Raw genomic sequence first — 26,261 nt, forward strand, 5'->3', positions numbered from 1 at the left:
CTGTCGGTTGAGTCCGAGTCCGCTCGCGCACCCGGATACGCGAACAATATGGACGCATACAGCGCCCGAATCGGCCTTCTGAAGATAGTCTCAATAAGAATCAGAGCTTTGTTTCTCTGGCAAGTCCGGCGCACCAAAAACAGGACAGTCCGGAAGGTCTGGAGCAGTGCCGACCTGCCAGCTTATGAAACAGGGCGCAGAATCACAAAGCGTGAATTCATCGCGACAGCGGCAATCGCCAGACCGAGCGCCAGCCCTGCCCACACGCCCACGCCGCCAAGATCGAGCACGAATCCAAGCAGGTAGGCGATAGGCAACCCGGCGATCCAGTAGCTGAACAGGGCCATGATCATCGGCACGCCGGTGTCTTTCAAACCACGCAACAGCCCGGCGCCCACTGCCTGTGCACTATCGAAAAGCTGAAATGCGGCGGCGACGAGCAGCAGCGGAACCGCGTAGACCACGACCTCCGGCGCTTCGGGTTTGCTGTTATCCAGAAACAGGGAGATGAGCGGTATCGGTAAGAGCCAGAAAAGAAGCCCCCCGAAGGCGGAGATTGAAAGGGACACGGCCATCGTCGCCGCCGCCGCCCGATTCAGCGCCAGTGCGTCCCGCCGGCCGTAAGCGCGCCCTACCCTGACCGTGGCCGCCTGCGCCATTCCCATGGGAACCATGAATGCGAGCGAGGCTAGTTGCATGGCGATGCCGTGTGCGGCCAGAGCCACCACACCGACCCACCCCATGAAGATCGAAGACGAAATGAACATTCCGGCCTCCGCGAGAATGGTGATCGACACCGGCAGTCCGAGGCGCAGCACGTCTGCGAAGGCGGGCCAGTCCGCCCGCCAGAAACGAATGAAGAGGCTGAAACGCGCCGCGTCAGGGTGGCGGGCGGAATAGAGCGCCATCGCCGCGAACATGAGCAGGTTGACGACGAGGGTCGCATAGGCGGCACCCTGTATCCCTAGTTCAGGCGCGCCCAGGTTTCCGAAGATCAGCAGCCAGTTGACAAGAACGTTTAGCAGAGTGGCGGCAAGGGTTGAGAAGAAGATGATCTTGGTGCGTTCGATCGCCGACAAGAACGCCCTGAAGGCATGAGAGAGCAAGGTCGGGAAAAGCGCCCACATGGCGATTTGCATGTATTCGCCGGCCAGCGCCGCGATTCGGGGTTGTTGTCCGAGAAACAGCAGGATCCGTTCAGTGTTCCAGAACACCGGCATGGCGAGCATGCTGTAGAGTAGCGCCATCCACAGCCCCATCCGCACCGAGCGGCGAACGCCGCGCTCGTCGCCCTCGCCTTCCGCCTGAGCCGCCATCGGCATGACCGCCTGGCTGAAGCCAGCGCCGAAGATCATCACAATGAAGTAGAATTGCGTCGCGAGCACGCTGGCGGCGAGTTCCTCAACCCCGTACCAGCCGAGCATGACCGTATCGGTCGTGTTCATCAGCATCAGCCCGAGATTAGACCCGACCAGTGGAACACCCAGCGCAAGGGTTGCGCGGATGTGGCCGGCCCAACCCATTGCGGACTGGTCGGCCTGCTTCCGCTCGGCCCGTCCGGCTTGCCTCAAATCCTGAATTCTGGCCATGCCCCGCCTTATCCCGTTTCGGCGATGGCACGCCAGCGATTTCAGCGCATGTGGGAACCATCTTCGGCTTCTGCGCTTCCGCTCACACCCTGCCGGTAGTTCCGCGGTTGGCGGATCGGGTCCAGCGACTGGCCGACCGGCTGCGGGCCCGCCGGTGGATCACCGGATCGGTCTTTGTCCTGCTCGGGATATGGGCGGTTTGGTTCGGGCTCTTCGTCGATCCTGAGGATTGGAGCGGATTGTGAGCGAAGGAAGGAGATGTTCCACTGGGGAATCGCAGCCATGACTCCGTAAAGCGTCAGTTCGATGAAAGGCTAACAAAGCAACCGGTCGTCGAAGGGATAGGATGACAGGTTCTCGAAGCCGGTCTCGGTGACCAGAACCTGGTCCTCCAGCTTCACCCCGTCACGGCCGCCAACGACACCAGCATAAACCTCCACGCAGAGTGTCATGCCGGGTTCGAGCAGATAATCGTATGCGCCCTCGATAAAGTCTTCCGGATAGTAGATCGAAGGGAATTCGTCACACAGTCCCACACCGTGCGCCAGCACGCCGTAACGCTGCCACCTGTATTCTTCCGGCAGCGGCTTCGCCAGATAGGTAAGTTCGCTGAATGATATGCCGGGTTCCAGAAGTTGCATGTTGGACATAATGTGATCATGGGCGTCGCGATAGATTCGCTTCTGCTCGGGCGTCGGTTCGCCATCGCCGACAAACCATGTCCGCGACATGTCGCAGCACATGCCATAAGGTCCGATGAGATCCGTGTCGAAGGCCAGCAGATCGCCAGCCTCTAACCTGCGCGGCCCAGCCTCCTGGAACCATGGATTGGTACGCGGCCCCGACGAGAGAATGCGCGTCTCGATCCACTCACCACCGCGCTTGATGTTCTCGGCGTGCAGGATCGCCCAAAGCTCGGTTTCAGCGATGCCCGGCCGGCATTCCTTTTCCATTTCGGCCATGGCGATCTCGCAAGTCGCGATGGCGCAGCGCATGGCGTTGATTTCGTCCTCACTCTTGATCAGCCGCGCATGTTCCATCACCGACTGACCGCTGCTGATTTCAAGGCCGAGCCTCTGGAGCGCGAACGCCCCGTGTAGTTCCATCTTGTCCACGGCCAGCCGACGGTTCCTTCCAGCATGCCCACACATCAGGTCATCGACCTCCGTGGCAAATGTAGCGGCGATATCGTCTTCCTTGTCACCCGCCACGAAATAGAACATCCCCGCACCAGACCGGGTTTCCCTGATCAGCGGGAGGTAGGACGACAGATGCTCACAGCGCTTGTAATCCCAGATCACCATGTAGCCATCGGCGGCGACGAACACCGCGCGCGCCGGGTTGTGAGCGATCCACAAATGCATGTTCGATGAATCGGACGCGTAGCGAATATTCAGCGGGTCGAACAAAAGGATGCCGCCGAGATCGCGTTTGTTCAGTTCGGTGACCGTTCGCTGGAGTCGCGTTTGCCGCATCCGGTCAAGATCGGGCGCGGGGATGCCCCGTTCCGCCCACTCGCGAAAGGCGAGATCCGTCGGTCCGATCTCGATGCGGTTCGGATCGGCCGGTGAGCCGTCCGGCTTGAACAATTGCCTTGCCCTGCGCCGTGCCGGATCGATCTTGCGGTTCGAGCTGGTAAAGGGCTGTGGGGCTTCCATCGACCATCCTCCACTCTGCGTGAGATTTCGCGCGAACGGCTGGAAAGTCGATTTCCCGGAGCGTCAGAAACTGTGCCAATTGCGGCGCGAGTGGTCATAGCTGTGAAAATCGGGGACACCGGGGATAAGAGACGTTAAGGGCTCGACAGGACATCCATTCAGGCAGACACTGTTTGTGTTGCAGCCCGGAGAAGGAATTACTGTCCTGCAGTGACATCCGACCGGATCAAGCTGTAGCCGATGCCTGAAACTCTCGGCAACCTGCAAGGGCTGTCCGATGGGTGGATCGCAGGGAGCATCGGAAACATCTTCGGATGGACCGACGCAGCCGATAGAGTGGCGAACGGCGGATCGTACCGTAACGCCAACGCTGCCGAGAAGCTTTCAGGTTTCGAGGAGGCGGGCCCAAGAGCTTAATCGCGAGTTGGAGGGACAAACATCGATCAGAACGTCGGTGGATGCCGTCAGCCTTCGGGCCGGCGATATTGATCGGTAATTCTGGCCTGATGCAGGGAGGCGGCGACCCAGGTCACCGCCTTCTTGCATTTGATGCTCGCTCCTTGAGAGCCACTCGTCCCGGCTACAGCATCCGGCCGATGAACTCTTGCACTTCGTATCCCGGCTTGAAAATGCCTACACGCTTGATTTCCCATTCCAGCCGGAGACCGGACGCCTCGAGCACACGCGCACGCACCGTCTCACCAAGCGTTTCCAGATCATGACTCGTCGCCGCACCTGTATTGATCATGAAGTTGCAGTGCATAGGGCTCATTTGCGCCCCACCGATCATCAACCCCCTGCAGCCGGCTTTGTCGACCTCTTTCCACGCTGACGTGCCATCCGGGTTTCTGAAGGTGGAACCGCCAGTCTTTTCCCTGATCGGCTGAACAGTCTCGCGATGAGTTTGGACGGCGTCCATACTGGCCTCGATCGTCTTGCGGTCCTCGGCGTAACCCTCAAGCAGCGCCCCAGTGAAGATCAAGTCCTGCGACGCAGCGGAGTGGCGGTAGGCGTAGCCCATCTCATTTTCCGTCAGTGTATGCTTCCGTCCATCGCGGTCGATTGCGTAGACCTCGACGACCCGCTCACGCGTTTCGACGCCGTTCGCCCCGGCGTTCATCCGCAGCGCCCCCCCCATTGCGCCGGGGATGCCATGATAGAAATGGAACCCGCCGATGCCGGCATCGAGCGCGACCGCCGCCAGCCGCTTGTCCGGAATTGCTGCGCCTGCCTTGATGCGCGTGTCCGAAATGGCGTCGGCCTGGCCGAAGCCTTTCGCAGAAAGCCGGATCACGATGCCCGGGATCCCTCCGTCACGGACAAGAAGATTTGAGCCAATCCCGACAACCTTCACTGGAATGTCCGCCGGCAACGCCTGCAGGAAGTTTTTCAGGTCGTCTTCGTCGGTTGGCTGGAAAAGCAGCTCCGCGGGACCCCCGGTGCGAAACCATGTAATTTGGTCCATCGGCGCGTTCGGTGTCAGGCGGCCGCGGACGTCGCCCGTAGCCATCGACAGACGCTGCATCAGCGCCTCGCCATCAATACCCGTCATGCGGCGACTTCTCCGCCCAGCTCCTCCGGCAGCGCATAGGCCCACTGCGAAACGCTGCCTGCCCCGAGAAAGATGACCAGGTCACCGGGCCCTGCGATTTCCCGGACTGCGCAAGCCACGGCATCAGCACCATTAATAAGGCGCGCGTCGCGGTGTCCACCGGCGCGAATCCGCGAAACCAGCTCCTCTGAGCCAATTCCCTCGATAGGCTGTTCGCCGGCCGGATAGACCGGAGCAACCATCACCGTTGCCGCGTCGTTGAAGCAGGATGCGAAGTCGTCGAACAGGGCCTGCAAGCGCGTATAACGGTGCGGCTGCATAACCGCGATGACGCGCCCTTCGCCGGCAGCGTCACGCGCGGCATGGAGGACCGCTTTGATCTCCACCGGGTGGTGCGCGTAATCGTCGAAAATCTTGACTCCGTTCCATGTGCCTGTGGGCGTGAAACGTCGCTTCACTCCGCCGAACGCCGACAGCCCCCGCTTGATCCCTTCGGCATCCATGCCGAGTTCGTATGCCACTGCGATCGCCGCCGTCGCATTGGCGACATTGTGCCGACCCGGCATCGGCAACCGCAGGTCGGCAATTTCGATAATTTGGCCTGACTTGCGGTCCCCGATTGTAAGGTCGAAGATCGACGTCGCGCCGTCCATGCGATGGTTCGAGAACCTGACGTCGGCCTGAGGATTCTCGCCGTAAGTTACAATGCGCCGATCCGAAATCCGCGAGACGAGCGTCTGTACCTCGGGATGGTCTATGCACATCACTCCAAACCCGTAGAACGGCACGTTCTCGACGAACTGTCGGAACGCCTCGCGCACATTGTCGAACGTCCCGTAATGATCGAGATGCTCCGGATCGATGTTGGTCACGACGGCGACATCGGCTGGTAGCCGCAGAAATGTTCCGTCGCTCTCATCTGCTTCAACGACCATCCATTCGCCCTCGCCCATACGCGCGTTGGTTCCGTAGGCATTGATGATGCCGCCGTTGATCACTGTGGGATCAAGACCGCCAGCATCCAGCAAGGTCGCGATCATCGACGTGGTCGTTGTCTTTCCATGGGTACCGCCGATGGCGACGGCGTTGCGGAAACGCATGATTTCGGCAAGCATCTCTGCTCGGCGAACAATTGGCAGCAATCTTTCCCGCGCTGCGATCAGTTCAGGATTGTTGCCCTTGATCGCAGTCGAGACCACGACCACCTCGGCATCGCCGAGATTGTCGGCCGAGTGCCCGACGAAAACCGCAATACCTTTCGCTCGCAGCCGCTGGGTGTTGGCGTTGTCGGCCTGATCGGATCCTTGAACCGAATAACCCAGATTATGCAGCACTTCGGCGATGCCGCTCATGCCGATTCCGCCGATTCCGACGAAATGCACCAAGCCAATGTTCTGCGGCATCTTCATGGTCGAATTTTCCTGTCCCGGCGTGTCAGCCAGCCTTGAAGGCGGCCACGGTTCGGCCAGAGGCAATAGCCTCTACTAGATCGGCTAGCAAGGCGGTGGCTTCCGGCTTGCCCGCCTGCTTCGCCGCCGCGGCCATGGTTTGCAGGCGGTCCGGATCGCCGATAAGCTCACCGATCAATCGTGCGATGATCTCCGGATTGAGGTCGCTCTCGCGCTTCACGATCGCGCCACCTGCAGCTTCCATCGCGTTGGCATTAGCCGCCTGATCGTGATCCAGCGCGTGAGGATAGGGAACGAAGATTGCGGGGCGTCCGATGGCCGCCACCTCTGACACCGTCGAAGCCCCGGAACGTGAGATTACCAGATGCGCATCCGCGATATGCGACGGCAGATCGCCGAAGAAGGACGACACTTCAGCGTCAACGCCGATCCCCTCATAACGATCCTTCACGCGCTGTTCGTCTTCCGGTCGGGCTTGCTGGGTGACGTGTAGGCGCGCGCGCAGATCGTCTGCGAGCAAGGATACCGCCTCCGGGACGGCGTCCGAGAAGAAACGCGCGCCTTGGCTACCTCCGAACACCACGAGACGGAGTGGGCCGTCAGAGGCAGGGGGTGTGAATTGTCGTCCAGCCGCGGCGATTACATCCGGCCGTACCGGGTTCCCGGTCTCGACAATCTTATGTGCCAAGGGGCCGTCGGCCTTCAGAAACCCTCCGGCAACCGCCGTCACCCGGCCTGACAACATCTTGTTGGCTCGCCCCATCACGGCATTCTGCTCGTGAATGACCGTTGGAAACGTGCCGGCTGCCGTGAAGAGTGGCGGCACTGTCGGATATCCGCCGAAACCGACCACGGCCTTTGGCTTCAGTTTCTGAAGCAGGACCCGCGACTGGCGCATGCCCTTCAGCAGCGTGAATCCTGCCGCGAGCAGCGTCAGCGGATTTTTCGCCGATGGCGTCGCGGAGGCGATGACATGCATCGCGCTACTAGGAAAGCGGCTGGCATACTTGCCTGCCCGGGAGTCGGTCGCCAGCGGAACCTCCCATCCGCGCGAAGAGAGTTCGTGTGCCAAAGCCTCAGCGGGGAAGAGATGGCCTCCTGTCCCCCCGGCGGAGAGGAGGATTGTGCCTTTGGTCTGTGTCATTGATGGACTCTAGGATGCCGGCTGGAAACGCGAAACCGAGTGGAATTGAACCCGGCCCGCGCGGCTCTCAGGACGGCGGCGTGTCAACGCCAGGATCATTCCGGCAGTGAGCGCGACGGCGATCATTGAGGATCCCCCGTAGGAAACGAACGGCAACGTCATTCCCTTTGCCGGCATCAGTTGCAGGTTCACCGCAATGTTGATGGTCGACTGGAAGCCGATCAGTGTCACGAGGCCCGCCACGGCAAATCGTTGAAACGCGTCGTGGTCGCGGGTCGCGCGCCAGAAGCCCCGCAGAACGATGAAGGCGAAGATCGAGACAAGCACCGCGCACAATATGATCCCGAATTCCTCGGCGAGGACAGAGAAAATGAAGTCCGTATGGCTGTCCGGGAGGATGCGTTTCACAGTCCCCTCGCCGGGCCCTTGCCCGAACCAGCCGCCACGCACGATCGCTTCCCGCCCCGTGTCGACCTGGTAGGTATCGCCCTCGCCGGTCAAGAACCTGTTCACGCGGTCTGCCACGTGCGGGAAAGCGAAATACGCCGCCATCAGTCCCATGCCCGCTGAAACGCCGAGGAGGCCGATCCACAACCAGGAGAGGCCGGCGATAAAGAACATCGCACCCCATATTCCCGCGAGCAGGATCGTTTGGCCCAGGTCGGGTTGCGCCACGAGAAGCGCCGCCATTGCAATGAAGAGGATCATCGCGATCAGACTTCCTGGAATCTCGGGCCTTCGCTGTTGCTCTGCGAACAGCCAGGCACAAAGAATCACGAAGGCCGGCTTCATGAACTCGGATGGCTGGAGCGAGAGGCCAAAGAGCCGCACCCAGCGGCGCGAGCCCTTGACTTCCACGCCAAAAAACAGGGCGGCGATCATCAGTGCGACGGAGATCACAAGCGTGATCAGCGCAAGCCGCCTGATCTGTCTGGCATCGAGAAAGGATACGGCGATCATGACGCCGATCGCAGGAACGAGAAACAGGCCATGACGCTCGACGAAGTGGTACGTGTCGAGCCCGATCCTCTCCGCGACGGCAGGGCTGGCCGCAAACGACAACACCACCCCGAATGCGATCAATGCGAGAAATGCAGCAAGGAACCACCTGTCAATGGTTCGCCACCATTCCGCCATCGCGCTTCGATCACTGCGTGTATACATTGTCGGCAGCCCCTTTGTACTCAGGCGAACGCATTCTCGACCCCCTTCAATGCCATGACCTCATTAACAAACGCTTCACCACGTTTCTCGAAGTTCCGGAATTGGTCAAAGCTTGCGGCGGCAGGCGCCAACAAGACCACCGGTTCGGCCGCTGTTGAGCGAGCCGCATCGTGCGCCGCATGGCGGACCGCCACATCGAGTGTGCCGGATATCTCATACGGCACCGCATCCCCAAGGGTCGCGGCAAAATAGGGAGCTGCCTCGCCGATCAGATAGGCCTTTGCGACCCGATTGAAGCGCGGCGCGAGCGCGGCAATTCCTCCCTCCTTCGGCAAGCCTCCGGCGATCCAATAGATCGGCTCGAAACTTGCCATCGACTTGTCTGCTGCATCGGCGTTCGTCGCTTTGGAATCATTGACGAAAACCGTATTGCCCAGCCTCCCGATAATTTGCATGCGGTGGGCCAGACCGGGGAAGCTTCGCAGACCGGATGCGATTTCCTCGTCGCTCAATCCCGTCGCACGACATGCAGCGAAAGCCGCCAACGCATTTTGCCGGTTGTGATCGCCGCGCAGGGCGGGCGCCTCGGACAGATCGGGGCCACCCCGGTCGCGAATGCTTATTGTCACGACCCGTCTGCCGTTCGCCTTTAGCCTCTCGCCGATCGCGCGGGAGGGTGAATCGTCCACGCCGCATATCGCGACGTCGCTGCCCTCCAGTAATCGGGCCTTTATGGCGGCGTAATTCTCCATAGTCCCATGACGGTCCAGGTGATCCGGCGAAAGATTCAGGAGCACCCCGATCGAAGGGTCGAGCGAAGGCGCCAGATCGATCTGATATGACGAGCATTCGATCACATGCACCCGGCTGGGGGATGGCGGGTCCAGCGCAAGAATCGGCGTTCCGATATTTCCGCCGAGTTGAACATCGCGGCCTGCCTCCCGTAGGATGTGCGCGATCAGCGCAGTAGTCGTCGATTTGCCGTTGGTACCGGTGATGGCAATCAGCGGCGCGACGGCACACGTCGCGCGGCGCTCGCGGCAAAACAGTTCGATGTCGCCGATCGTTTCGACACCCGCGGCGTGTGCAAGCTCCACTGACCAGTGCGGGCGCGGATGGGTCAAGGGAACGCCAGGGGCGAGGATCAGGCTGTCGATCATCCGCCAGTTTAGTTCGCGTAGGTCGCGCGTAGCCAGTCCTTCGCGCGCCGCCACGGCCACGCTTTCGGGATTATCGTCCCAGCACGTAACGTCCGCCCCACCGGCGACGAGTGCGCGGGCGGTGGCAAGTCCGGACTCGCCGAGCCCGAACAGGGCGATATGTTTGCCTTCGCCTACGCTGACCGGGATCATCTGAGCTTGAGCGTGGACAGGCCGATAAGCGCGAGAATGACGGCGATGATCCAGAAGCGGATCACCACCTGGCTTTCGGTCCAACCCTTCTTCTCGAAATGGTGATGAATCGGCGCCATCAGAAAGACGCGACGGCCGGTCGCCTTGAAATAGCCCACTTGGATGATCACCGACAAAGCTTCGGCAACGAACAACCCGCCAACAATCGCAAGAACGATCTCGTGCTTGGCCGCCACGGAGACAGTTCCGATCAATCCACCCATTGCGAGTGATCCAGTGTCGCCCATGAAGATGGCGGCGGGAGGGGCATTGAACCAAAGGAAACCCAGCCCGGCGCCGATCACCGATCCCAGCACGACGGCCAATTCACCAGTTCCTGGTACGAAATGAATCTGCAGATACTCGGCAAAGATCGCGTTTCCGGAAAGATAGGCGATAACGCCGAAAGACGAGGCAGCGATCATGATCGGGACGATTGCCAAGCCGTCAAGGCCATCGGTAAGGTTGACGGCATTGCCCGCTCCAACGATGACGAACGCTGCGAACGGAATGAAAAACCAGCCGAGATTAACGATCCAGTCCTTCAGGAACGGGAAGGTCAGGCTCGATGAAAAGGGCTCGTTTCCGGCGCGCATGATGACGAATGCCGCGAATCCCGCGATCACGAACTCGGCGCCAAGCCGGGCGCGCCCCGAGAACCCCTTGTCGGACTGCTTGGTGACCTTAAGATAGTCGTCATAGAGGCCGATCAGCCCGAAGCCGACCGTGACCAGAATGACGACCCAGACATAGATGCTTGTCAGATTGCCCCAGAGAAGCGTCGACCCGATAATGCCCAGCAGGATCATCAGTCCGCCCATCGTCGGCGTGCCCGCCTTCTTGAAGTGGGTCTGCGGTCCATCGGCACGAATTGGCTGTCCCTTGCCTTGCCTGAAGCGCAGCGCCGCGATCACCAACGGACCAAGCAGGAATACAATGAAGGCCGACGTGATCAGCGCGGCGCCGGTTCGGAATGTAATGTAACGGAAGATGTTGAAAAGCTGAATTTGATCGGAGAACTCCGTCAGCCAATAGAGCATATCGTCAATCCCTCTTCCGGCACAACGGCCGGTAAATCGTGGCCCCGATCAGGCTTCCGCTCTCGAATATCTGTCGAGCATCGCTCTGACGATCCGCGAGAAGCCAATCCCGTTCGAGGACTTTATCATGATGACATCGCCAGGCTGTGGTGTTGCCATAAGCGAATCGATCAGGTCATCCACCGATCTCTCGTACTCACAATAGATATCATTGGGAACTGCGTCGGCCAGAACCTTGATCTCCGGACCCGCTAGGTAAAGCCTGTCGATACCCGCATTTGCTATCGGTCCGGCCAGCCCCGAGTGGAGCTCGGCCGAATGCCGGCCGAGTTCGAGCATGTCACCGAGAACCGCGATTCGTCGTCCGCGCCCGCCCACCTGAGCCGATGAAAGGAGCTCCAATGCAGCTTCCATCGAGGCCGGATTGGCGTTGTAACTCTCATCGATCAGCGTGAACGTGCCCTTGCCCGCCCGCAGCGTATGCCGCTGCCCGCGCCCCCTTTCGGCTTCGATGCTGGCCAAGGCGTGACAAACCTTCGCCATGTCCGCCCCCGCCAGATGCGCCGCGCCGAGGATCGCGAGAACGTTTTGAACGATATGCCTCCCCGGAAGCCCGATCTTCGCGGCGATTTCTTCGCCGAAGACGCTCGCCGTGATGGTTGAGCATTCATCGAGATATTTCGCGTTGGTGAGACGCACCTTTGCGCGCTCGTGCGCGCCAAATCCGGCCACGTTCTCGACGCCCGCTTTCCTGGCCAGTTTTTCCAGTAGCGCGTACTTCGCGTCGTCGCGATTGATCAGCGCCCATCCGCCGGAAACCAGCCCCTCGAATATCTCAGCCTTGGCGTGGGCGATTTCATTCAGGTCCTTGAAATGCCCGAGATGCGCCGCGGCAACAAGCGTGATGATCGCAATATGGGGCCGCACGAGCTTCACCAGAGGCGTGATCTCGCCGGGATGGTTCATCCCGATCTCGAAAATGCCAAACTTCGTGCGTTCCGGCATCCGCGCCAGTGTTAGCGGCACGCCCCAGTGATTGTTAAAGGAAGCAACCGACGCGTGAACCGGTCCCACATGTGCCAGCACGTGCCGCAGGGCATCCTTCGTCGTTGTCTTTCCCGCCGAGCCGGTGACCGCGATGATCCTCGCCTTGCTACGCGCGCGTGCCGCCGCGCCCAGCCGCCAAAGCGCGTCAAGCACATCGGACACCACCATCATCGGAACCGTCAGCCGGCCGAGCGCCGGTAATTTGTTCTCGGCGATCACCAGTACGGACGCTCCGGCGGCGGCTGCCGCCGTCGCATAGTCGTGGCCATCAAACTTGTCACCCTTGATGGCGAAGAACGCCTCTCCCGGCTTGAGTGTGCGGCTGTCGATCGAGACGCCGGTGACGTTTGCAGGCACGCCATTTACCGGCCGCGCGTTCATCGCGTCGACCATATCCTGCCCGATCCAAAGCGGAGCAATGTCCGACACGGAGTCAGTCGCGGGATCGTTCAAGGCCTCAACTCCTCGATTGCCGCGCGGGCTTCCTCGTGATCGGAGAAATGCCGCGTAACGCCATGCGCAGTCTGCCCCGTTTCATGACCCTTTCCCGCGATGATCAATGTGTCGCCGCGCTCGAGTCTGCACACGGCTTCGCGGATGGCTTCGCGCCGGTCTCCGATCTCCGCTGCGCCCGGCACGGTTTTCATGATTGCGGCCCGGATGCATTCCGGATCCTCGGAGCGAGGATTATCGTCGGTCACGATCACACGATCCGCCAGGCGAGCGGCCACTTCTCCCATGATCGGACGCTTACCCGGATCGCGGTCGCCACCTGCGCCGAACACAACCGACACCTTGCCGGTAGTGAAGGGCCGGACCGAGAGCAGAACCTGCTCCAAAGCATCCGGCTTATGCGCGTAATCAACGTAGACCAGCGCACCGTTAGGTGTTTGCCCCACGAGGTCGAGACGTCCCGGCGCGCCTTTGAGATGTTCCAGCGCAGCGAAGGCTGTCTCAGCTTCCACGCCGGTCGAAATCGCGAGACCGGCGGAAACCAGCGCATTCGCGATCTGGAAATCGCCGGCGAGGGGCAGTTCGACCCGATAGGTCTCGCCGCCACACGCGACCTCGGCAATCTGGCGATGCCGTTCGTGTTCCACACGCTTAAGCGCGATGAAAGCGCCCTTCCGCCCGACTGTTCTCACATCGAGGCCCGCCTCACGGCTGGCCGCTTCAGCGGCGGCGGAAAATGTGTCGTCCGCGAAAATGACGGCGGGCTGCCCCTTGCCGAGAAGCGTGTCAAAGAGCCGTAGTTTGGCGGCAAGATAATCGTCCACCGTCGGATGGTAGTCCATATGGTCGCGACCGAGATTGGTAAATGCCCCCGCAGCAAGCTTGACGCCGTCGAGGCGGCGCTGATCAAGACCATGGCTCGAGGCCTCCATTGCCACATGGGTCGTCCCGGCGCTGGCGAGGTCGCGCAACAGCTGGTGTAGGACCACCGGGTCCGGCGTGGTAAGTGATCCCTCGATGGTTATGCTCGGCGACGCCACGCCGGTCGTCCCTATGCTTGCGGCATCCATACCGGCATGGGCATAGACCTGGCGCGTGAACGAGGCGACCGATGTCTTGCCGGCAGTGCCGGTCACGGCCACGACGGTGTCCGGCTGTGGCGCATGAAGGCGGGCCGCCATCAACGCCAGTGCGCGCCGCGGATCGCGCAGGCGAACGATCGGGATCGTTATGGTTCCCATTTCGGCGTTTTCGCCGCAAAGCACAGCGACCGCACCGGCGGTCTCGGCGTCGGCGGCATAGCGCGCACCGTCCGTTTTAGAGCCCGCCAGCGCCACGAACACATCGCCTTTGGCAACATTGCGGGAGTCGGCTGTAACACCGCAGAATTCCAGCCCTCGCGGAAGCTGGTATGCGTTTGCGATCGCGAGTTCTTCAAGGTCTTGCAAACGCATATGTTGGTCCGGATTTTCCTGATTCGTAATTCTGGAACCTGTTTACCCGTCAATACGACACGAGCAAGGCATCTTCATCCTCGCCGAACCGGGGCATAAGCCCAAGGAGTGGAGCGCTGCGGGCAACGATCTCGCGAACCATCGGGGCTGCGTTCATACCAGCCGTCGCGCCACTCTTGCCCTCTTCCGGTTTCGGCTCGTCGATGATCGCCAATACGACATATTGCGGATCGTCCATCGGAAACGCGGCGAGAAAGGCATTGAAGCGCTTTTCGCTGGAATACCGGCCATTTACAACTTTTTCCGCGGTCCCGGTCTTGCCGCCCACAACGAAGCCTTCTACCTCGGCACGGCGCCCCGAGCCTTTCTCGACATTCAGACGAAAAAGATACCGCATCGCGTCCGAGGTGGCGGGATCAAGCACCTTTTTCCCGAGAACTTTGGCATGGTCCGCACCGCGGGCCAGAAAGGTTGGCTTCAGAAGGGTGCCGCCATTGACGAGCGCTGCCGCCGCAACAGCGGTTTGCAGAGGCGTTGTCGATACGCCATGCCCGAATGAGATCGTAATCGAATTCAGCTTTTTCCACTCGTCCGGCTGGGTCGGCTTGGCTACTTCGGGAAGCTCGGTCTCCATCCGGGTCAGCAGTCCGATACGCGTAAGGAACTCCCGGTGCTGCTCGATTCCGACAACGTCAGCCATCTTGGCCGTGCCGATGTTCGAAGAGTAGATAAAAATTTCCGGCACGCTCAGGACGCGCTTCTTACCGTGAAAATCACTGATGGTGAACCGCGCTATCTGGATCGGGCGGGAAGCATCGAAACTGTCGTTGAGGTCGACCTTGCCGCTGTCCAGCGCCATCGCGGTCGTGAACGCCTTGAAGGTTGATCCCATTTCAAACGTACCCGCCGACATCCGGTTGAGGCGATCCTTGTCGAGCGCGTTATAAGGATTGTTCGGGTCGTAGTCGGGCAACGATACCATTGCGACGACTTCGCCCGTTTTCGCGTCCAGCACGACGCCTCCCGCGGCGATTGCCTTGTAACGCTCCATTCCGTCAACAAGCACGTCCCGCACGATATGCTGAACGCGTGCGTCGAGCGACAGCTTCACCGGAGCCAGCTCTGTGTCGACATCGAGGCCGAGGTCCTGCAGCGTCCCGAGTCCCTGATCGTCCACATATTTCTCGATACCGGCAATGCCCGCATTGTCTATGTTGACGAGGCCAAGAATGTGCGAGGCTACCGGCCCGCCGGGGTAAAATCGCCGCTTCTCGGTCCGGAAGCCGATACCCGGAATACCGAGCGCGAGCACATCTGCCTGTTGGCGCGGTGTCAGTTCCCGCCGTAACCAGACAAACCCCGCACCGGATGAAAGTTTGCGATGCCATTCCTTGTAATCGACATCGGGTAGCACGGAAGCAAGTTCTTCGACCGCCTCGTCGACATCGACGATCCGGCGGGGTTCGCCGAACAGCGAGGCGACGCGAATGTCGGTCGCGAGAACAATACCTGATCTATCCACAATGTCGGGGCGGGAGGCAAGGCTGCGGTCAGCCGCAGAATAACGGCTTCCGGAATCGATCTCGGACAGTCCGTATTGTACAAGACGCCCGCCGATGACCCCGTAAACCGCGACAAAACATGCAATCGCAATGGCCATGCGCGAGCGCACTTGGGAGGCCGTCCCGCCCCCCGGACTGCGGTCCCGTGCCTGCACGATCGGACCGCCATGACGCGCAAGGAGGCGTGGAAACAACACGTCAGTTCCCCCCCACACTACCGGTCGTGAGGGCGTCGGTTATCTCGCCGGCGATTATGTCCGCGACCGGATCGCCGATCGGCATTTCCGGCGGCGCGGGGAGCTCACGCGGATAGACGAGTTGCTGCGCTTCGGTCGGTCGCAGTTGCAGTTCTTCGGCATAGAGATCGGAAAGCTTCTGAAGTCTCGAAGGCTGGCTGAGATAGGCCCAATCCGCCTCCAAGAGGCTGATGGAATCGTTCTCGACGGCAATGCGCTGCTTCAGCGAGCGGATTTCCGCTACATCGCGCTCGGCCCTGTGCTTCACGTTATACGTCCAGGTGGCGGCACCAAGCATGAGAAGGACGAGGACGATATTGAACAGGCGTATCAAGACGACCTCCCTCCGACCGATGAAAAATGCGGCCATGGAAGGTTCGGAAATCCGAACAAGGTCATGTCCGTCTCGCGCGGAGCGGCGTCGGTCCTTGTGCCGGCCCGCAGTTTTGCTGACCGCGCGCGCGGATTGGCAGCAGCCTCTTCGTCGGATGCCTTGATCATCGCCTTGCCTTCAATACGGAACGTGGCACTCTTCAACTCCACTTCAGGCATGTGCCGTGAGCCGCCGGCCGTGCCGGTTCGATCCTGGAAGAAGCGCTTGACGATCCGGTCTTCGAGCGAATGGAATGTCACTACAACCAGACGTCCACCTGGCTTGAGAATTCGTTCTGCTCCAGAGAGCGCGCGGCCCAGTTCACGAAGCTCATCGTTGACGAATATTCGGAGCCCCTGGAAGGTACGCGTTGCCGGATGAATGCGGTCCTTCGCCCCCCGGCCAACAGCCTTCTCGACCAGCCGGGCCAAATGGCCGGTCGTTTCGATCGCTCCTGCGCTGCGTTCCTTCTCGATCGCCCGGGCCACACGGGCTGCATGGCGTTCTTCGCCCAGAATGCCGATGATCCGCGTCAGGTCCGAGACCGTAAACGTGTTCACTACCTCGGCGGCACTCATGCCCGACTGCGCCATCCGCATGTCGAGCGGTCCGTTCTTCTGGAAGGAGAAGCCTCGCTCGGCTTGGTCGATCTGCATCGAGGAGACACCGACATCCAGAACGACACCGTTTACGCTTGAAGGACTGACCCGTCTTTCCATTTCGGAAAACGGCGCATGCACGAGATCCAACCGACCGTCGAATTCGTCCACCATTGCCGCCCCGCTGCGGATCGTGTCCGGATCGCGATCAAATCCGGTGACACGCGCTCCAGCACTGAGAATGGCACGGGAATAACCGCCGGCGCCAAAGGTACCATCCACGACATGGCCGCTCGCAGCAGGCGCCAACGCCGTCACAACCTCATCGAGCATAACGGGAATATGGGAAACACGTCCGCTCACGCGGTGGCCTCTCGTGCCGCGCGCAAGCGGGCGCGAACGTCCTCGCGATAAGCTTGGAAGCGTTTGGGTTCCCACATCTGAAAGAAATGCCCCCGGCCAATGAATGCGATCTCGTTGGTGATCCCCGTGTGCTCGCGAATAAAGTCGTTCACCGTCAGGCGCCCGTCGCTGTCGAGCTTGAAAAACGCGCCATCCCCGTGACAGAAGAAGGACATGTCGTCCGAAGAGCGAAGAAATGGATCGTCCTGAGCCAACCTTTCTTCGTAACGCTCGAGAAGATCCATCCCGCCCGCGTCGATCGCCTCCATGTCGATCGCCTGAAGCGCGTAAAGTTCGCCCAGACCGCGCTTCTGCAGAACGGTGCGAAATAGCGCGGGTACCGACACCCGCCCCTTCGCATCGATCTTGTTCACTGCGTTCGACAGAAACCGGTCCACGCCGCACACTCACCGTTTCCATCCCCATGAAGGCCCGTCCCTAAGCCATCGCCGAAGACTGTCCGTTAGCGCGCCGGGCAAGTTGAAACTACCTCAAGAACTTCCTCGCCGCGCTGGTCGCGAAACTGTGGCAGCACCGCCTGACCTAAGGCCCTCGGCCTCATGACCCACAAGCGAACAACCTGCCCTTCCTGAAGGAGCGGGGAGAAATACCCGGCACGTTTTTGTTGTTTATGGGATACCATGGGCATGGATGGGAATCAATGGGAATCAATGGGGTTCGTGGACACGATTGCGATGCTGCGGCCGTTTTTCGCATGCATCGCGGCTTCCCAGTTTATGCCGCGTTAACCTTAACGAAGGGTTGAAAGCAACGCGGCGCTAATACGCCGAAGGTTCAATCAGGAGGAATAAAAGAACCAGCTGGCCTGTAAGCCGGGTTCTGTACGGCCGGGGCCCGAGCTCCGGCGTGGCGGCCATTCGTCTGGGACGGACATTGCTGCCCGCCTCTAGCGACCTACCCGGATGGCGCTTCGGAAACAAAGCCGGACCGCAAGCGGCCCTGTGCCATCCCTATTCGGTTTTGCTCCCGGTGGGGTTTGCCATGCCATGCCTGTCGCCAGCCATGCGGTGGGCTCTTACCCCACCCTTTCACCCTTGCCCCGCCAAGGTTTGCGCCGCGCTTCGGCGAAAAAGGCTGACGGGGCGGTTTGCTTTCTGTGGCACTTTCCCTAGGGTCGCCCCCGCCGGACGTTATCCGGCACCGTGTCTCCATGGAGCCCGGACTTTCCTCGCCTGCCGCCTTTCGGCATGTGACAGTCGCGGCCGCCCGGCCAGCTGGTCGCATCGACATAGGCTCCCGAGGCCCCGGACGCAATGGTTTTCCGACGACGGCGCCGGGTGGGGCAGCAATCGGAGCGGCATTTCCCGCGCCGCAAAGTGAAATCGAGGTCGCGCCAGCGTCGACTCAATTTCGCCAAATCTGCCTGAATTGGTGAAAAACCCGTTATCACGAAACGTAAATGATTCGCGCTCGGATTTACTTCACATCCCACCGAACTTGCTACCCTCCTTCCATCCTGCTGCCTCTGGAGAATCGGGGACACCCAATCGATGTCCGTCATGAAACGCACTAAGATACTCGCCGCTGCCACGTGCACCCTGTTCGCAATATCGGCGGTGGGCGAATATTCCGCTTCCCACGGTACCGGCTTTTCATTTGTTGCCGAGGCAAGCGCCGGAAACGGAAATGGCGGCGGGAACGGAGGTGGAAACGGCGGCGGACGCGGCGGCGGCAACGCCGGAGGCAACGGCGGCGGAAAAAGCGCTGCAGGCGCCTCCCGCGGCCAGAGCGGGAACAAGGTCGGCTTGATGTCCGCGATAACCGGCAAATCGCGCGATTCACGCCGGGGTGGCAAGTCGCTGTTCGACGGCCTGTTCGGCAACCAGCAGAATAGCAAGGATCGCGGATCCGGCAAAACTGCCTCGAAGGGCAAGCGCACGACCGGGACCGGTCGGGCAAAGAACAGGCCTGATGTAGCGTCGGTCCCTGTCCCGAATTCCAAGCCCGCCGCCAAGGAGAAGAACTTCCGCGCCAAGCTCGCCGGCCTCAACTCACTGAACCGCAATTACCACGCATATATGAATGCAGCCGATCCGCGTATGCAGGCGGTCCGGTCCTATGTCATGGCTTCGGCCGAGTACGACATTGAAGCTGAAGATCTGGAAGCCGCGCTCGCCTCACTGCAGGACGCCGAGACGGCGTTCTCGGAAGCGGTCGCGTCCATGTTTGACGGACTGACATCCTATTACGGCTTTTCATATGACGATGTCGACATCGCCGGACTTGAAAGCCGCCTCACGGACCTCGAAAGCCTTGACCCGGCAGCGCTGACGGCGGACGAGTCTGCGGCCGTTCAGGCCGAGATCGACGCCATCAACCAGGCGCTCTCGACCGACCAGGCGGCGTCGCTGCAAGCGGCAACCGATGAAGCCGAATCGATCGAGGCGAGCTTGCAGGAACTTGCAGGGCAGATCACAGATGAAGCCCTCACCGAAGCGTTGCTCGAAGCGGCCAACGATAACCGTGTTGCCGAATACGGCGTGGAAGACTACGTCGATGACGAGATGCTGGATTGGGCGAAGGATCTTCTCGGCGTCGAAGAGTCCTACGGCAAGATCGATCAGGTTCGCGAAGCGCTCGAAAGCCAGCCGGACGAGGAGACCGTAGTCGAGGAAGGCTAATCGTCCGCCAGCGAAGTGGTCATTTCGTAACGGCCGTCCTGCTCGCCCAGCCGGTCGAGCGCAAGCGCCGCCTCCGTGAGATGAAGCGCCTCGTTCGACAGGCGGTTTCGGCCTTTACCGCTTCCGGCAGCGCAGTCGGAGACAGCTTTGAGGCCGGCCGCGAAATCGATGCGGGATGGATACGCCGGAAGGCGCTTTCTCCGCACGTTCGGACCGTAGCGCAGTGCGTGGCCGGAATTTAGCTGTAGTGGAAGCCGGCTTCCGGCAGCTCGTTCGATCCGGCGCAACAATCTGGACGGCAATGAAGGCACGTCGCCTGCTTTGTCGATACGAACCGCCGAGCGGTCATTCCATAAATCCTCGACTGTCAGAGTGCCGGCATCCCCCATGACGGTCAGGGAACGATCCCTGGGAGCGGCGAGCCCGTTGGTCAGGCGGGCGACAACGCCATTTTCGAATTCCAGAACCGCGGTCGAAAAGTCCGCACCCATAGCTTCTTTAGCGAGGGGCACGCCCTTGTCGGCAAACATCACGCCGGAATAGCCGATTATGCGGGAAATGCCGCCAAACAGTGCGATCAGCCACGAAAGGCAATAACCTGCGTGTTCCAGGGTACAGCCGATCTCGAATTCGTGGGCACCCGGCCAGGAGGCTCCCGATTTCGATCGCCACGATTGCCAGTTCTCCCTGAAGACCGCGCCATCCTCCATCTCGGCGTAGACCAGGCGGGGCGATCCGATCGCGCCCGATGAAAGCGTCGCAGCGGTAAGCTGGAATGCCGCACTGAGGTGGTTGGCGGGGGCGCTGGCGAAAATGCGCCCGGATTTACGGGCACGCGCCGTAAGTTCGCGCGCCTCGCCAAGCGTCATCGCGAGCGGCTTCTCGGAGTAAACATGCTTTCCGGCCTCCAGCGCCGCCACCGAGACCGCAAAATGACTCTGCGGATGCGTTAGATTAACTACTGTCTCGACACTGTCGTCCGCGAGCAGGGCATCCAGGCTGTTGTACGCCGGAACGCTATGAAACCGCACGAACCGTTGCAATTGCTCGGCGTCCCTGTCCCAGACGCCCGCCAGGGAGAGCTCCCGATGATTGGCGAGGGTCGTCATGTAGTAATCGGCGACGAAACCGGTACCGACGAGCGCGATGTGCATATGAAGGGCTCCTTTCGCGCTCTTAGCTAATCGAAAGCCCTGAAAATGAGGTGAACGGCGCAGGCGCTCGTAAGCCGCTCATTCGTCCGTCAGGTTCTCGTCAGTTTCCGTCACTGGAATGGCGTAGCTGCCGGAGAGCCACCGGTTAAGATCGATGTCCTTGCATCGCTGCGAGCAAAACGGATAGGTCGCGCGCTGACTTTCGCCGCCGCATTCTGGACATTTGCGTTTCGGACGAAGCGGTTCCACCTTCGCTCCGGTCTTCACGGCCTTGCCCCACCTGAAAGCCAGTTTATGTGAACGTTGAAGCCTTCCCCAGTGAGCAGAGAAACCGTCTCGTAGAGCGGCAAGCCGACCACATTCGGATACGACCCGACAAGCCGCACGACGAACGTGCCCGCCAGACCCTGTATGGCGTAGCCGCCGGCCTTGCCCCGCCACTCGCCCGACGCCAGATAGGCCTCCATTTCGTCTGGGGAGATACGCTTGAAGCGTACCCGTGTTTCCACCACCCTTTGCCGGACGTTATCGCCGGGTGTGATCAGGCAAAGGCCGGTAAATACGCGGTGCGCACGCCCGGATAGCATGCGCAGGCACTGTGAGGCCTCATCCAGCATCTCGGCCTTTGGCATTATCTGGCGCCCCACCGCTACGACAGTATCTGCGGCCAGCACAAAGGCACCCTCGTGCTCCTTCTTGTCGCGAAGGACGGTATGGGCCTTTTCGGCCTTACTGCGGCTCAGGCGGCGGGCGAGCGAACGGGGGTGCTCCGACCGCATCGGCGTCTCGTCAACATGGGCGGGGAGGAGACGGTCGGGCTCAATGCCTGCCTGGCCAAGCAACTCGATCCGCCGCGGCGATCCGGATGCGAGCACGAGTTTCTGGAAGACGCTCATGGGGAACCCGCCTTTGCTCTCGGTAGCCCGGGGCAATTTACCGGGAGCCGATCAGCGCTTATTTGAAACGGTAGGTAATACGGCCTTTGGTCAGGTCGTAGGGAGTCATCTCGACAAGAACCTTGTCGCCGGCCAGAACGCGAATTCGGTTCTTCCGCATCTTTCCGGCGGTATGAGCAATGATCTCGTGTTCGTTTTCCAGCTTCACGCGAAAGGTCGCGTTGGGCAGCAACTCGGTTACCACGCCGGGAAATTCAAGAACTTCTTCTTTCGCCATTCGTTCGCTTTTCTTATGCAATGCAAAAAAGGCTGTCACCGGGGCGCAGCCTGTCGTCTCGTTCATATAGTGTCAGCCGGATGCGGACAACACCCAATTTGGCCCCTCGAAGCGGGATCGTGATCAGCCGCGCCAGTGGAGAACACAAACCAGCGTGAACAGCCGGCGTGCGGTATCGAAATCCATGGCCAGCTTTCCCTCCAGTCGATCCATCAGCGTCTGTGAACCGTCATTGTGAACGCCGCGCCGCGCCATGTCTATCGTCTCGATCTGGCTCGGCGTCGACATTTTGATCGCTTCGAAATAACTGTCGCAGATCATGTAGTAATCCTTGATGATCCGCCGGAACGGGCCGAGCGCCAGAATGTGCGTCGCCACCTGCTCTCCGTTCTCGCGCTTCACATCGAAAACCAGCCGCCCCTCGACCACTGAAAGGGCGAGCTTGTATGGCCCGCCTTCTTCGTCGCCAGCGGGCTGGAACCTGTTCTCCTCAAGAAGATCGAAGATGGCGACCGCCCGCTCATGCTCGACATCTGGCGTCGAACGGCCGATCGTCTCGTCCAGCATTACATCGACGAGGCGCGCATCGGGTCCGAATATTTCACCCTTCGACATCGGTGCCTTGTTCAGTCCTGGAGATTGAGCCGGATTGATACGGACCGGCCATGGGCATCCAGGCCTTCCGCCTCCGCTATGCGAATGGCTGCGGGCCCGAGCATACGTAGCTGGCCCGGTCCAAGTTGCAACAATGACGTGCGTTTGACAAAGTCCAGCACCGATAGGCCGGAGGAAAATCGCGCTGACCGGGCGGTTGGAAGAACGTGGTTCGATCCGCCCACATAATCGCCAATCACCTCGGGCGTATGGCGTCCGACAAAGATCGCGCCGGCGTTGCGGATCTTTCCTGACAACGCCTCGGCGCCCTCGCAGGCGATTTCCAAGTGTTCGGCCGCAATCCGGTTCGCGAGATCGACTGACCGTGCGTCTGAAATTTCCGGAACAAGGATCACCGCCCCGAAGTCGCGCCAGCTAGACGCCGCCGTGTCTGCGCGCCGCAGTAACTTCAGTTGGCGCTCGACGGCATCGGCAACGGCCTGTCCGAACTGCGCGTCATCGGTGATCAGGATCGATTGGGCGTTGGCATCGTGCTCGGCCTGCGCCAGTAGGTCCGCGGCGATCCAGTCCGGATCGTTTTCACCATCGGCCATGACGAGCACTTCTGACGGTCCCGCGATCATGTCGATGCCGACGACGCCAAAAACCTGCCGCTTGGCCGCGGCAACATATGCGTTGCCCGGCCCGACAATCTTTGACACCGGTTCGATGCTCTCGGTCCCGTATGCAAGCGCCGCGACGGCCTGCGCCCCACCGATCCGGTAGATTTCGCTGACCCCTGCCAGATGCGCGGCGGCCAATACCAGTGGATTGACCACACCCTTCAACGCGGGAACAACCATCACCACGCGCTCCACACCAGCCACAATGGCGGGGACGGCGTTCATCAAAACCGAACTGGGGTAAGATGCGGTTCCGCCCGGCACGTAGAGACCGACGGCCTCGATCGCTGTCCAGCGGGAACCAAGGCGAACACCAATCGGATCGGTGTAAAAGTCGTCCTCGGGCATCTGCCGCTGATGATGCGACCTGATACGGTCGCGGGCCAGCTGGAGCGCCTCGATTACCGCCGGATCGACCTCCGCAGCGGCCGCTTCGATCTCCTGCATCGAGACGCGCATGGGGGTCGTAGAGAAATCGATTTGATCGAACCTGCGTGAATACGCCGCGAGCGCGGCGTCGCCTCGTGCGCGCACGTCGTCGATAATATCGCGCGCAACAGCGTCGACATCCGGCGAAACCTCGCGCTTGGTCGTCAGAAACGCGCGGAACTGATGCTCGAAATCGGGATCGGCTGCATTGAGAAAGACAGGCAAGGGACCTCTCCGGCGGAGTTTGTGCTGGAACTCAAGGATGCCATGGCTTGAAGGGCGTCTCCCACGCGGCGCCGAGATCCTCCAACTGAGCCTCCACGCATTCCACCTCGAGATGGATCATTGGCCCGTCGGCGAAAACGAGTTCGATGATTCCGGAAGGCGCGTTCGTCTCGGAAAAACGCAGGGCAAGAAGCGAAAGCACCTGCTCGGGATCGTCACGGCGAATGCGTGTGGTTCGTACCTTCAGAACCCGCGCAATCGAAAGGACTGTCTGTCTTCGTTCGTGACCGTCCACACGCCGCGCTGCCGAGTTTTCGGCGTCCCATGCGAACCGGTTAATGAGCACCGTAAATCGCTTTTCGCGGGGCCGGAAATCAATAGCCTCGGTCTTGGTTATGGCGTCTTGGATCTGCGCCGAGATAACAGCGAGATCGTCCGCGTCGAGCGCCATCAGTCTTAGCCGGTCCATGGTGCGTCCCCGAATGCTGTGGCCCCGAGCGGGGCATGCCGCAATGCTGATAGGACTTTGCATGCTGCAACGCAACCAAGGGTCGTGTCGACCCATACGAGGTATCACCCCGAAATGCGCTCGATATCGGCTCCGCAAGCTTGGAGCTTCGCTTCAAGCCGCTCGAAGCCGCGATCGAGATGGTAGACCCGGTTGACGGTGGTGTCTCCCTCGGCGGCAAGCCCCGCTATGACGAGCGACACAGAGGCGCGCAGGTCGGTGGCCATTACGGGCGCCCCCTTGAGCACCGGCACGCCGCGCACAGTGGCAGTCTGTCCCGACAGGGAAATGTCCGCGCCGAGCCGGGCAAGTTCCTGGACATGCATGAACCGGTTCTCGAAAATCGTCTCGGTGATGTGCGCCGTTCCGGTCGAGCGCGTCATCAGGCCCATCAATTGCGCCTGCAGGTCGGTCGGAAATCCCGGATAGGGATCCGTCCGCACATCGACCGGCATAAGGCCATTGCCGTTGCGGTAGACGCGAACGCCGTCATCGACGTCGGTTATTTCGATTCCCGCTTCGCGTAACACGCCGAGAGCGCTGTCGAGCAAGTCTGCCCGCGCCCCTTTCAGCAATACGTCGCCACCCGTCATGCCGACAGCCATCGCATAGGTGCCGGTTTCGATCCGGTCCGGAATGACTCGGTGCCGCGCGCCGGCAAGCGAGGTAACGCCCGTCACGCGGATCTCGTCGGTTCCGGCGCCCTCGATCTTGGCGCCCATCGCATTGAGGCAGTCAGCGAGATTGACGACCTCCGGCTCGCGCGCCGGATTTTCGATGATCGTATCGCCCTTGGCGAGCGAAGCGGCCATCAGCATTACATGCGTCGCACCGACTGAGACTTTCGGGAAACGGTAATGGGCACCTTTCAATCCATCCTTGGCGCTCGCATGGACATAGCCGTTCTCAATCTCGATATCGGCGCCCAAGGCCGAAAGCGATTGAATGAAAAGGTCTACCGGCCGAGTACCGATTGCACAGCCCCCGGGCAGCGAGACCCGCGCCTCGCCCATGCGCGCAAGCAGCGGGCCGATTACCCAGAAGCTTGCCCGCATCTTCGAGACCAACTCGTAGGGCGCCGTGGTGTCGACGATGTTGCGTGCGGTGAAATGGACCGTACGCGCATAGTTGGAATCTTCGGCCTGGCGGCGGCCTGTCACGGAATAGTCGACGCCGTGATTGCCCAGAATGCGGATCAGGGATTCGACATCGGCCAGATGCGGCACGTTTTCCAGCGTCAGCGTATCGTCGGTGAGAAGCGACGCGATCATCAGCGGAAGACTCGCGTTCTTCGCGCCGGAAATCGGAATGACGCCGCTGAGCGCGTTTCCGCCCGTGACTCTGATTTGATCCATGATGCTTTTATCCCCAAGGCCCGTAGGCGTCCCGCGTCGATCGAGCGGGCATCTCTGTTGCCGGATTATGGCGGTCGCGAGGCCTTAGCTTATCGACGGGACGGGTTCAAGCGCAGCCAGTCCCCTGCCGATCATGCCGGGGGTCCCCCTCCGCCACAAGGCTGATCGCCTCCGTGCCCTAACTGTCGTAGTCCGGTTTCGGTTCCCTGGGTGTGGTGCGCTCCGGCGATGGCGCCAGCCCTTCCGGCCGTTCGTCGGCCGCTCCAGCACGCTTGGCGCGGGCCTGCGCCTTGCGCCGCGCCAGATTCGCGCGTAACTGAGCGGCGAGACGCTCCTTTCGCGAATCCGCGTCGGCCTTCGGGGCGGTTTTGTCATTCATGCCCCGGATATGGCGCAAATCCAGCCTCCGGGAAAGGCTTTTCGGG

Annotated in this window: 25 protein-coding genes and 1 other RNA gene; 2 read left to right on the top strand and 24 right to left on the bottom strand. The window is 60.9% G+C overall.

From position 1 onward, the window contains the following. Positions 1-182: 182 nt before the first annotated feature. Both LC298_RS11065 and dddP read right to left on the bottom strand, forming a co-directional pair. A complete protein-coding gene (locus tag LC298_RS11065; RefSeq protein WP_428977535.1) occupies positions 183-1,589 on the bottom strand; it encodes an MATE family efflux transporter in 1,407 nt (468 codons plus the stop codon). Positions 1,590-1,903: 314 nt separating this feature from the next. After that, the gene (gene dddP, locus LC298_RS11070) at positions 1,904-3,247 is read right to left on the bottom strand and encodes a dimethylsulfonioproprionate lyase DddP (protein ID WP_131567120.1); all 1,344 of its coding nucleotides are present in this window, start codon (positions 3,245-3,247) and stop codon (positions 1,904-1,906) included. 240 nt (positions 3,248-3,487) lie between these two features. Here dddP and LC298_RS11075 point away from each other — a divergent pair, with 240 nt between their 5' ends. After that, positions 3,488-3,664: a hypothetical protein gene (locus LC298_RS11075; protein ID WP_158284718.1), complete on the top strand. Its 177-nt coding sequence runs from the start codon at positions 3,488-3,490 to the stop codon at positions 3,662-3,664. A 163-nt stretch (positions 3,665-3,827) separates the two neighbouring features. Here the strand turns inward: LC298_RS11075 and murB are convergent, their stop codons facing one another. From murB to rnpB, 13 genes are all read right to left on the bottom strand, one after another. Further along, positions 3,828-4,799, bottom strand: a complete 972-nt coding sequence (gene murB / locus LC298_RS11080) for a UDP-N-acetylmuramate dehydrogenase (protein WP_131567122.1) — start codon at positions 4,797-4,799, stop codon at positions 3,828-3,830. Next, positions 4,796-6,208, bottom strand: a complete 1,413-nt coding sequence (gene murC / locus LC298_RS11085; RefSeq protein ID WP_131567126.1) for a UDP-N-acetylmuramate--L-alanine ligase — start codon at positions 6,206-6,208, stop codon at positions 4,796-4,798. The genes murB and murC overlap by 4 nt, the downstream gene beginning before the upstream one ends. A gap of 25 nt (positions 6,209-6,233) precedes the next feature. Then, complete coding sequence (gene murG, locus LC298_RS11090) at positions 6,234-7,352, bottom strand: undecaprenyldiphospho-muramoylpentapeptide beta-N-acetylglucosaminyltransferase (protein ID WP_131567128.1); 1,119 nt, start codon at positions 7,350-7,352, stop codon at positions 6,234-6,236. A 9-nt stretch (positions 7,353-7,361) separates the two neighbouring features. After that, a complete protein-coding gene (gene ftsW / locus LC298_RS11095; protein ID WP_131567131.1) occupies positions 7,362-8,516 on the bottom strand; it encodes a putative lipid II flippase FtsW in 1,155 nt (384 codons plus the stop codon). Positions 8,517-8,536: 20 nt separating this feature from the next. Further along, a complete protein-coding gene (murD, locus tag LC298_RS11100) occupies positions 8,537-9,868 on the bottom strand; it encodes a UDP-N-acetylmuramoyl-L-alanine--D-glutamate ligase (RefSeq protein WP_131567134.1) in 1,332 nt (443 codons plus the stop codon). Further along, positions 9,865-10,947, bottom strand: a complete 1,083-nt coding sequence (gene mraY / locus LC298_RS11105) for a phospho-N-acetylmuramoyl-pentapeptide-transferase (RefSeq protein ID WP_131567137.1) — start codon at positions 10,945-10,947, stop codon at positions 9,865-9,867. Before mraY ends, murD begins: the two co-directional genes overlap by 4 nt. A 48-nt stretch (positions 10,948-10,995) precedes the next feature. Beyond that, the gene (locus LC298_RS11110) at positions 10,996-12,414 is read right to left on the bottom strand and encodes a UDP-N-acetylmuramoylalanyl-D-glutamyl-2,6-diaminopimelate--D-alanyl-D-alanine ligase (protein ID WP_131567652.1); all 1,419 of its coding nucleotides are present in this window, start codon (positions 12,412-12,414) and stop codon (positions 10,996-10,998) included. A 29-nt stretch (positions 12,415-12,443) separates the two neighbouring features. Then, positions 12,444-13,901 (bottom strand): UDP-N-acetylmuramoyl-L-alanyl-D-glutamate--2,6-diaminopimelate ligase, encoded by a 1,458-nt coding sequence (locus LC298_RS11115; RefSeq protein ID WP_131567140.1) that lies wholly within the window; start codon positions 13,899-13,901, stop codon positions 12,444-12,446. 49 nt (positions 13,902-13,950) lie between these two features. Beyond that, positions 13,951-15,618, bottom strand: a complete 1,668-nt coding sequence (locus tag LC298_RS11120) for a peptidoglycan D,D-transpeptidase FtsI family protein (RefSeq protein ID WP_223385644.1) — start codon at positions 15,616-15,618, stop codon at positions 13,951-13,953. 43 nt (positions 15,619-15,661) lie between these two features. Beyond that, entirely contained in the window at positions 15,662-16,033 is a 372-nt protein-coding gene (gene ftsL, locus LC298_RS11125) for a cell division protein FtsL (protein ID WP_131567142.1), read from the bottom strand. Next, on the bottom strand, positions 16,030-17,034 hold the full coding sequence (rsmH, locus tag LC298_RS11130) for a 16S rRNA (cytosine(1402)-N(4))-methyltransferase RsmH (RefSeq protein ID WP_223385636.1): 1,005 nt from the start codon (positions 17,032-17,034) through the stop codon (positions 16,030-16,032). Before rsmH ends, ftsL begins: the two co-directional genes overlap by 4 nt. Continuing rightward, positions 17,031-17,471, bottom strand: a complete 441-nt coding sequence (gene mraZ, locus LC298_RS11135) for a division/cell wall cluster transcriptional repressor MraZ (protein WP_199223240.1) — start codon at positions 17,469-17,471, stop codon at positions 17,031-17,033. The genes rsmH and mraZ overlap by 4 nt, the downstream gene beginning before the upstream one ends. 415 nt (positions 17,472-17,886) lie before the next feature. Beyond that, positions 17,887-18,312: RNase P RNA component class A (gene rnpB / locus LC298_RS11140), an RNA gene on the bottom strand. A 281-nt stretch (positions 18,313-18,593) separates the two neighbouring features. On the opposite strand from rnpB, the gene LC298_RS11145 reads away from it, so the two are divergent. Next, the gene (locus tag LC298_RS11145) at positions 18,594-19,715 is read left to right on the top strand and encodes a hypothetical protein (protein WP_131567145.1); all 1,122 of its coding nucleotides are present in this window, start codon (positions 18,594-18,596) and stop codon (positions 19,713-19,715) included. Here the strand turns inward: LC298_RS11145 and LC298_RS11150 are convergent. The 9 genes from LC298_RS11150 to LC298_RS11190 form a co-directional block, all read right to left on the bottom strand. Then, positions 19,712-20,869, bottom strand: coding sequence for a Gfo/Idh/MocA family protein (locus LC298_RS11150; RefSeq protein ID WP_131567148.1), 1,158 nt, complete (start codon positions 20,867-20,869; stop codon positions 19,712-19,714). The genes LC298_RS11145 and LC298_RS11150 overlap by 4 nt on opposite strands. Before the next feature lie 78 nt (positions 20,870-20,947). After that, the gene (gene yacG, locus LC298_RS11155) at positions 20,948-21,118 is read right to left on the bottom strand and encodes a DNA gyrase inhibitor YacG (RefSeq protein ID WP_244596553.1); all 171 of its coding nucleotides are present in this window, start codon (positions 21,116-21,118) and stop codon (positions 20,948-20,950) included. Between the two features lie 14 nt (positions 21,119-21,132). After that, positions 21,133-21,765 carry a Maf-like protein gene (locus LC298_RS11160; RefSeq protein WP_131567154.1) on the bottom strand — a complete coding sequence of 211 codons (633 nt, stop codon included), beginning with the start codon at positions 21,763-21,765 and terminating at the stop codon, positions 21,133-21,135. Between the two features lie 58 nt (positions 21,766-21,823). After that, a complete protein-coding gene (gene infA / locus LC298_RS11165) occupies positions 21,824-22,042 on the bottom strand; it encodes a translation initiation factor IF-1 (RefSeq protein ID WP_131567658.1) in 219 nt (72 codons plus the stop codon). A gap of 123 nt (positions 22,043-22,165) precedes the next feature. Next, positions 22,166-22,657 (bottom strand): UPF0262 family protein, encoded by a 492-nt coding sequence (locus tag LC298_RS11170; protein ID WP_131567157.1) that lies wholly within the window; start codon positions 22,655-22,657, stop codon positions 22,166-22,168. 11 nt (positions 22,658-22,668) lie between these two features. Continuing rightward, positions 22,669-23,973 carry a histidinol dehydrogenase gene (hisD, locus tag LC298_RS11175; protein ID WP_131567160.1) on the bottom strand — a complete coding sequence of 435 codons (1,305 nt, stop codon included), beginning with the start codon at positions 23,971-23,973 and terminating at the stop codon, positions 22,669-22,671. Positions 23,974-24,004: 31 nt separating this feature from the next. Further along, on the bottom strand, positions 24,005-24,442 hold the full coding sequence (locus LC298_RS11180) for a DUF2948 family protein (RefSeq protein ID WP_131567163.1): 438 nt from the start codon (positions 24,440-24,442) through the stop codon (positions 24,005-24,007). Between the two features lie 104 nt (positions 24,443-24,546). Then, a complete protein-coding gene (gene murA / locus LC298_RS11185; protein WP_131567166.1) occupies positions 24,547-25,836 on the bottom strand; it encodes a UDP-N-acetylglucosamine 1-carboxyvinyltransferase in 1,290 nt (429 codons plus the stop codon). A gap of 178 nt (positions 25,837-26,014) precedes the next feature. Continuing rightward, positions 26,015-26,215 (bottom strand): hypothetical protein, encoded by a 201-nt coding sequence (locus LC298_RS11190; protein ID WP_131567168.1) that lies wholly within the window; start codon positions 26,213-26,215, stop codon positions 26,015-26,017. Positions 26,216-26,261: the final 46 nt, after the last annotated feature.

It is taken from the genome of Oricola cellulosilytica (assembly GCF_019966575.1).
Lineage (GTDB): Bacteria > Pseudomonadota > Alphaproteobacteria > Rhizobiales > Rhizobiaceae > Oricola > Oricola cellulosilytica.

Excerpts from the sequence above, each read along its gene's own strand:
- LC298_RS11065 (WP_428977535.1), bottom strand. The coding sequence starts at position 1,589 with ATGGCCAGAATTCAGGATTTGAGGCAAGCCGGACGGGCCGAGCGGAAG.
- dddP (WP_131567120.1), bottom strand. The coding sequence starts at position 3,247 with ATGGAAGCCCCACAGCCCTTTACCAGCTCGAACCGCAAGATCGATCCG.
- LC298_RS11075 (WP_158284718.1), top strand. The coding sequence starts at position 3,488 with ATGCCTGAAACTCTCGGCAACCTGCAAGGGCTGTCCGATGGGTGGATC.
- murB (WP_131567122.1), bottom strand. The coding sequence starts at position 4,799 with ATGACGGGTATTGATGGCGAGGCGCTGATGCAGCGTCTGTCGATGGCT.
- murC (WP_131567126.1), bottom strand. The coding sequence starts at position 6,208 with ATGAAGATGCCGCAGAACATTGGCTTGGTGCATTTCGTCGGAATCGGC.
- murG (WP_131567128.1), bottom strand. The coding sequence starts at position 7,352 with ATGACACAGACCAAAGGCACAATCCTCCTCTCCGCCGGGGGGACAGGA.
- ftsW (WP_131567131.1), bottom strand. The coding sequence starts at position 8,516 with ATGTATACACGCAGTGATCGAAGCGCGATGGCGGAATGGTGGCGAACC.
- murD (WP_131567134.1), bottom strand. The coding sequence starts at position 9,868 with ATGATCCCGGTCAGCGTAGGCGAAGGCAAACATATCGCCCTGTTCGGG.
- mraY (WP_131567137.1), bottom strand. The coding sequence starts at position 10,947 with ATGCTCTATTGGCTGACGGAGTTCTCCGATCAAATTCAGCTTTTCAAC.
- LC298_RS11115 (WP_131567140.1), bottom strand. The coding sequence starts at position 13,901 with ATGCGTTTGCAAGACCTTGAAGAACTCGCGATCGCAAACGCATACCAG.
- LC298_RS11145 (WP_131567145.1), top strand. The coding sequence starts at position 18,594 with ATGAAACGCACTAAGATACTCGCCGCTGCCACGTGCACCCTGTTCGCA.
- LC298_RS11150 (WP_131567148.1), bottom strand. The coding sequence starts at position 20,869 with ATGCACATCGCGCTCGTCGGTACCGGTTTCGTCGCCGATTACTACATG.
- LC298_RS11160 (WP_131567154.1), bottom strand. The coding sequence starts at position 21,765 with ATGAGCGTCTTCCAGAAACTCGTGCTCGCATCCGGATCGCCGCGGCGG.
- infA (WP_131567658.1), bottom strand. The coding sequence starts at position 22,042 with ATGGCGAAAGAAGAAGTTCTTGAATTTCCCGGCGTGGTAACCGAGTTG.
- LC298_RS11170 (WP_131567157.1), bottom strand. The coding sequence starts at position 22,657 with ATGTCGAAGGGTGAAATATTCGGACCCGATGCGCGCCTCGTCGATGTA.
- LC298_RS11180 (WP_131567163.1), bottom strand. The coding sequence starts at position 24,442 with ATGGACCGGCTAAGACTGATGGCGCTCGACGCGGACGATCTCGCTGTT.
- murA (WP_131567166.1), bottom strand. The coding sequence starts at position 25,836 with ATGGATCAAATCAGAGTCACGGGCGGAAACGCGCTCAGCGGCGTCATT.
- LC298_RS11190 (WP_131567168.1), bottom strand. The coding sequence starts at position 26,215 with ATGAATGACAAAACCGCCCCGAAGGCCGACGCGGATTCGCGAAAGGAG.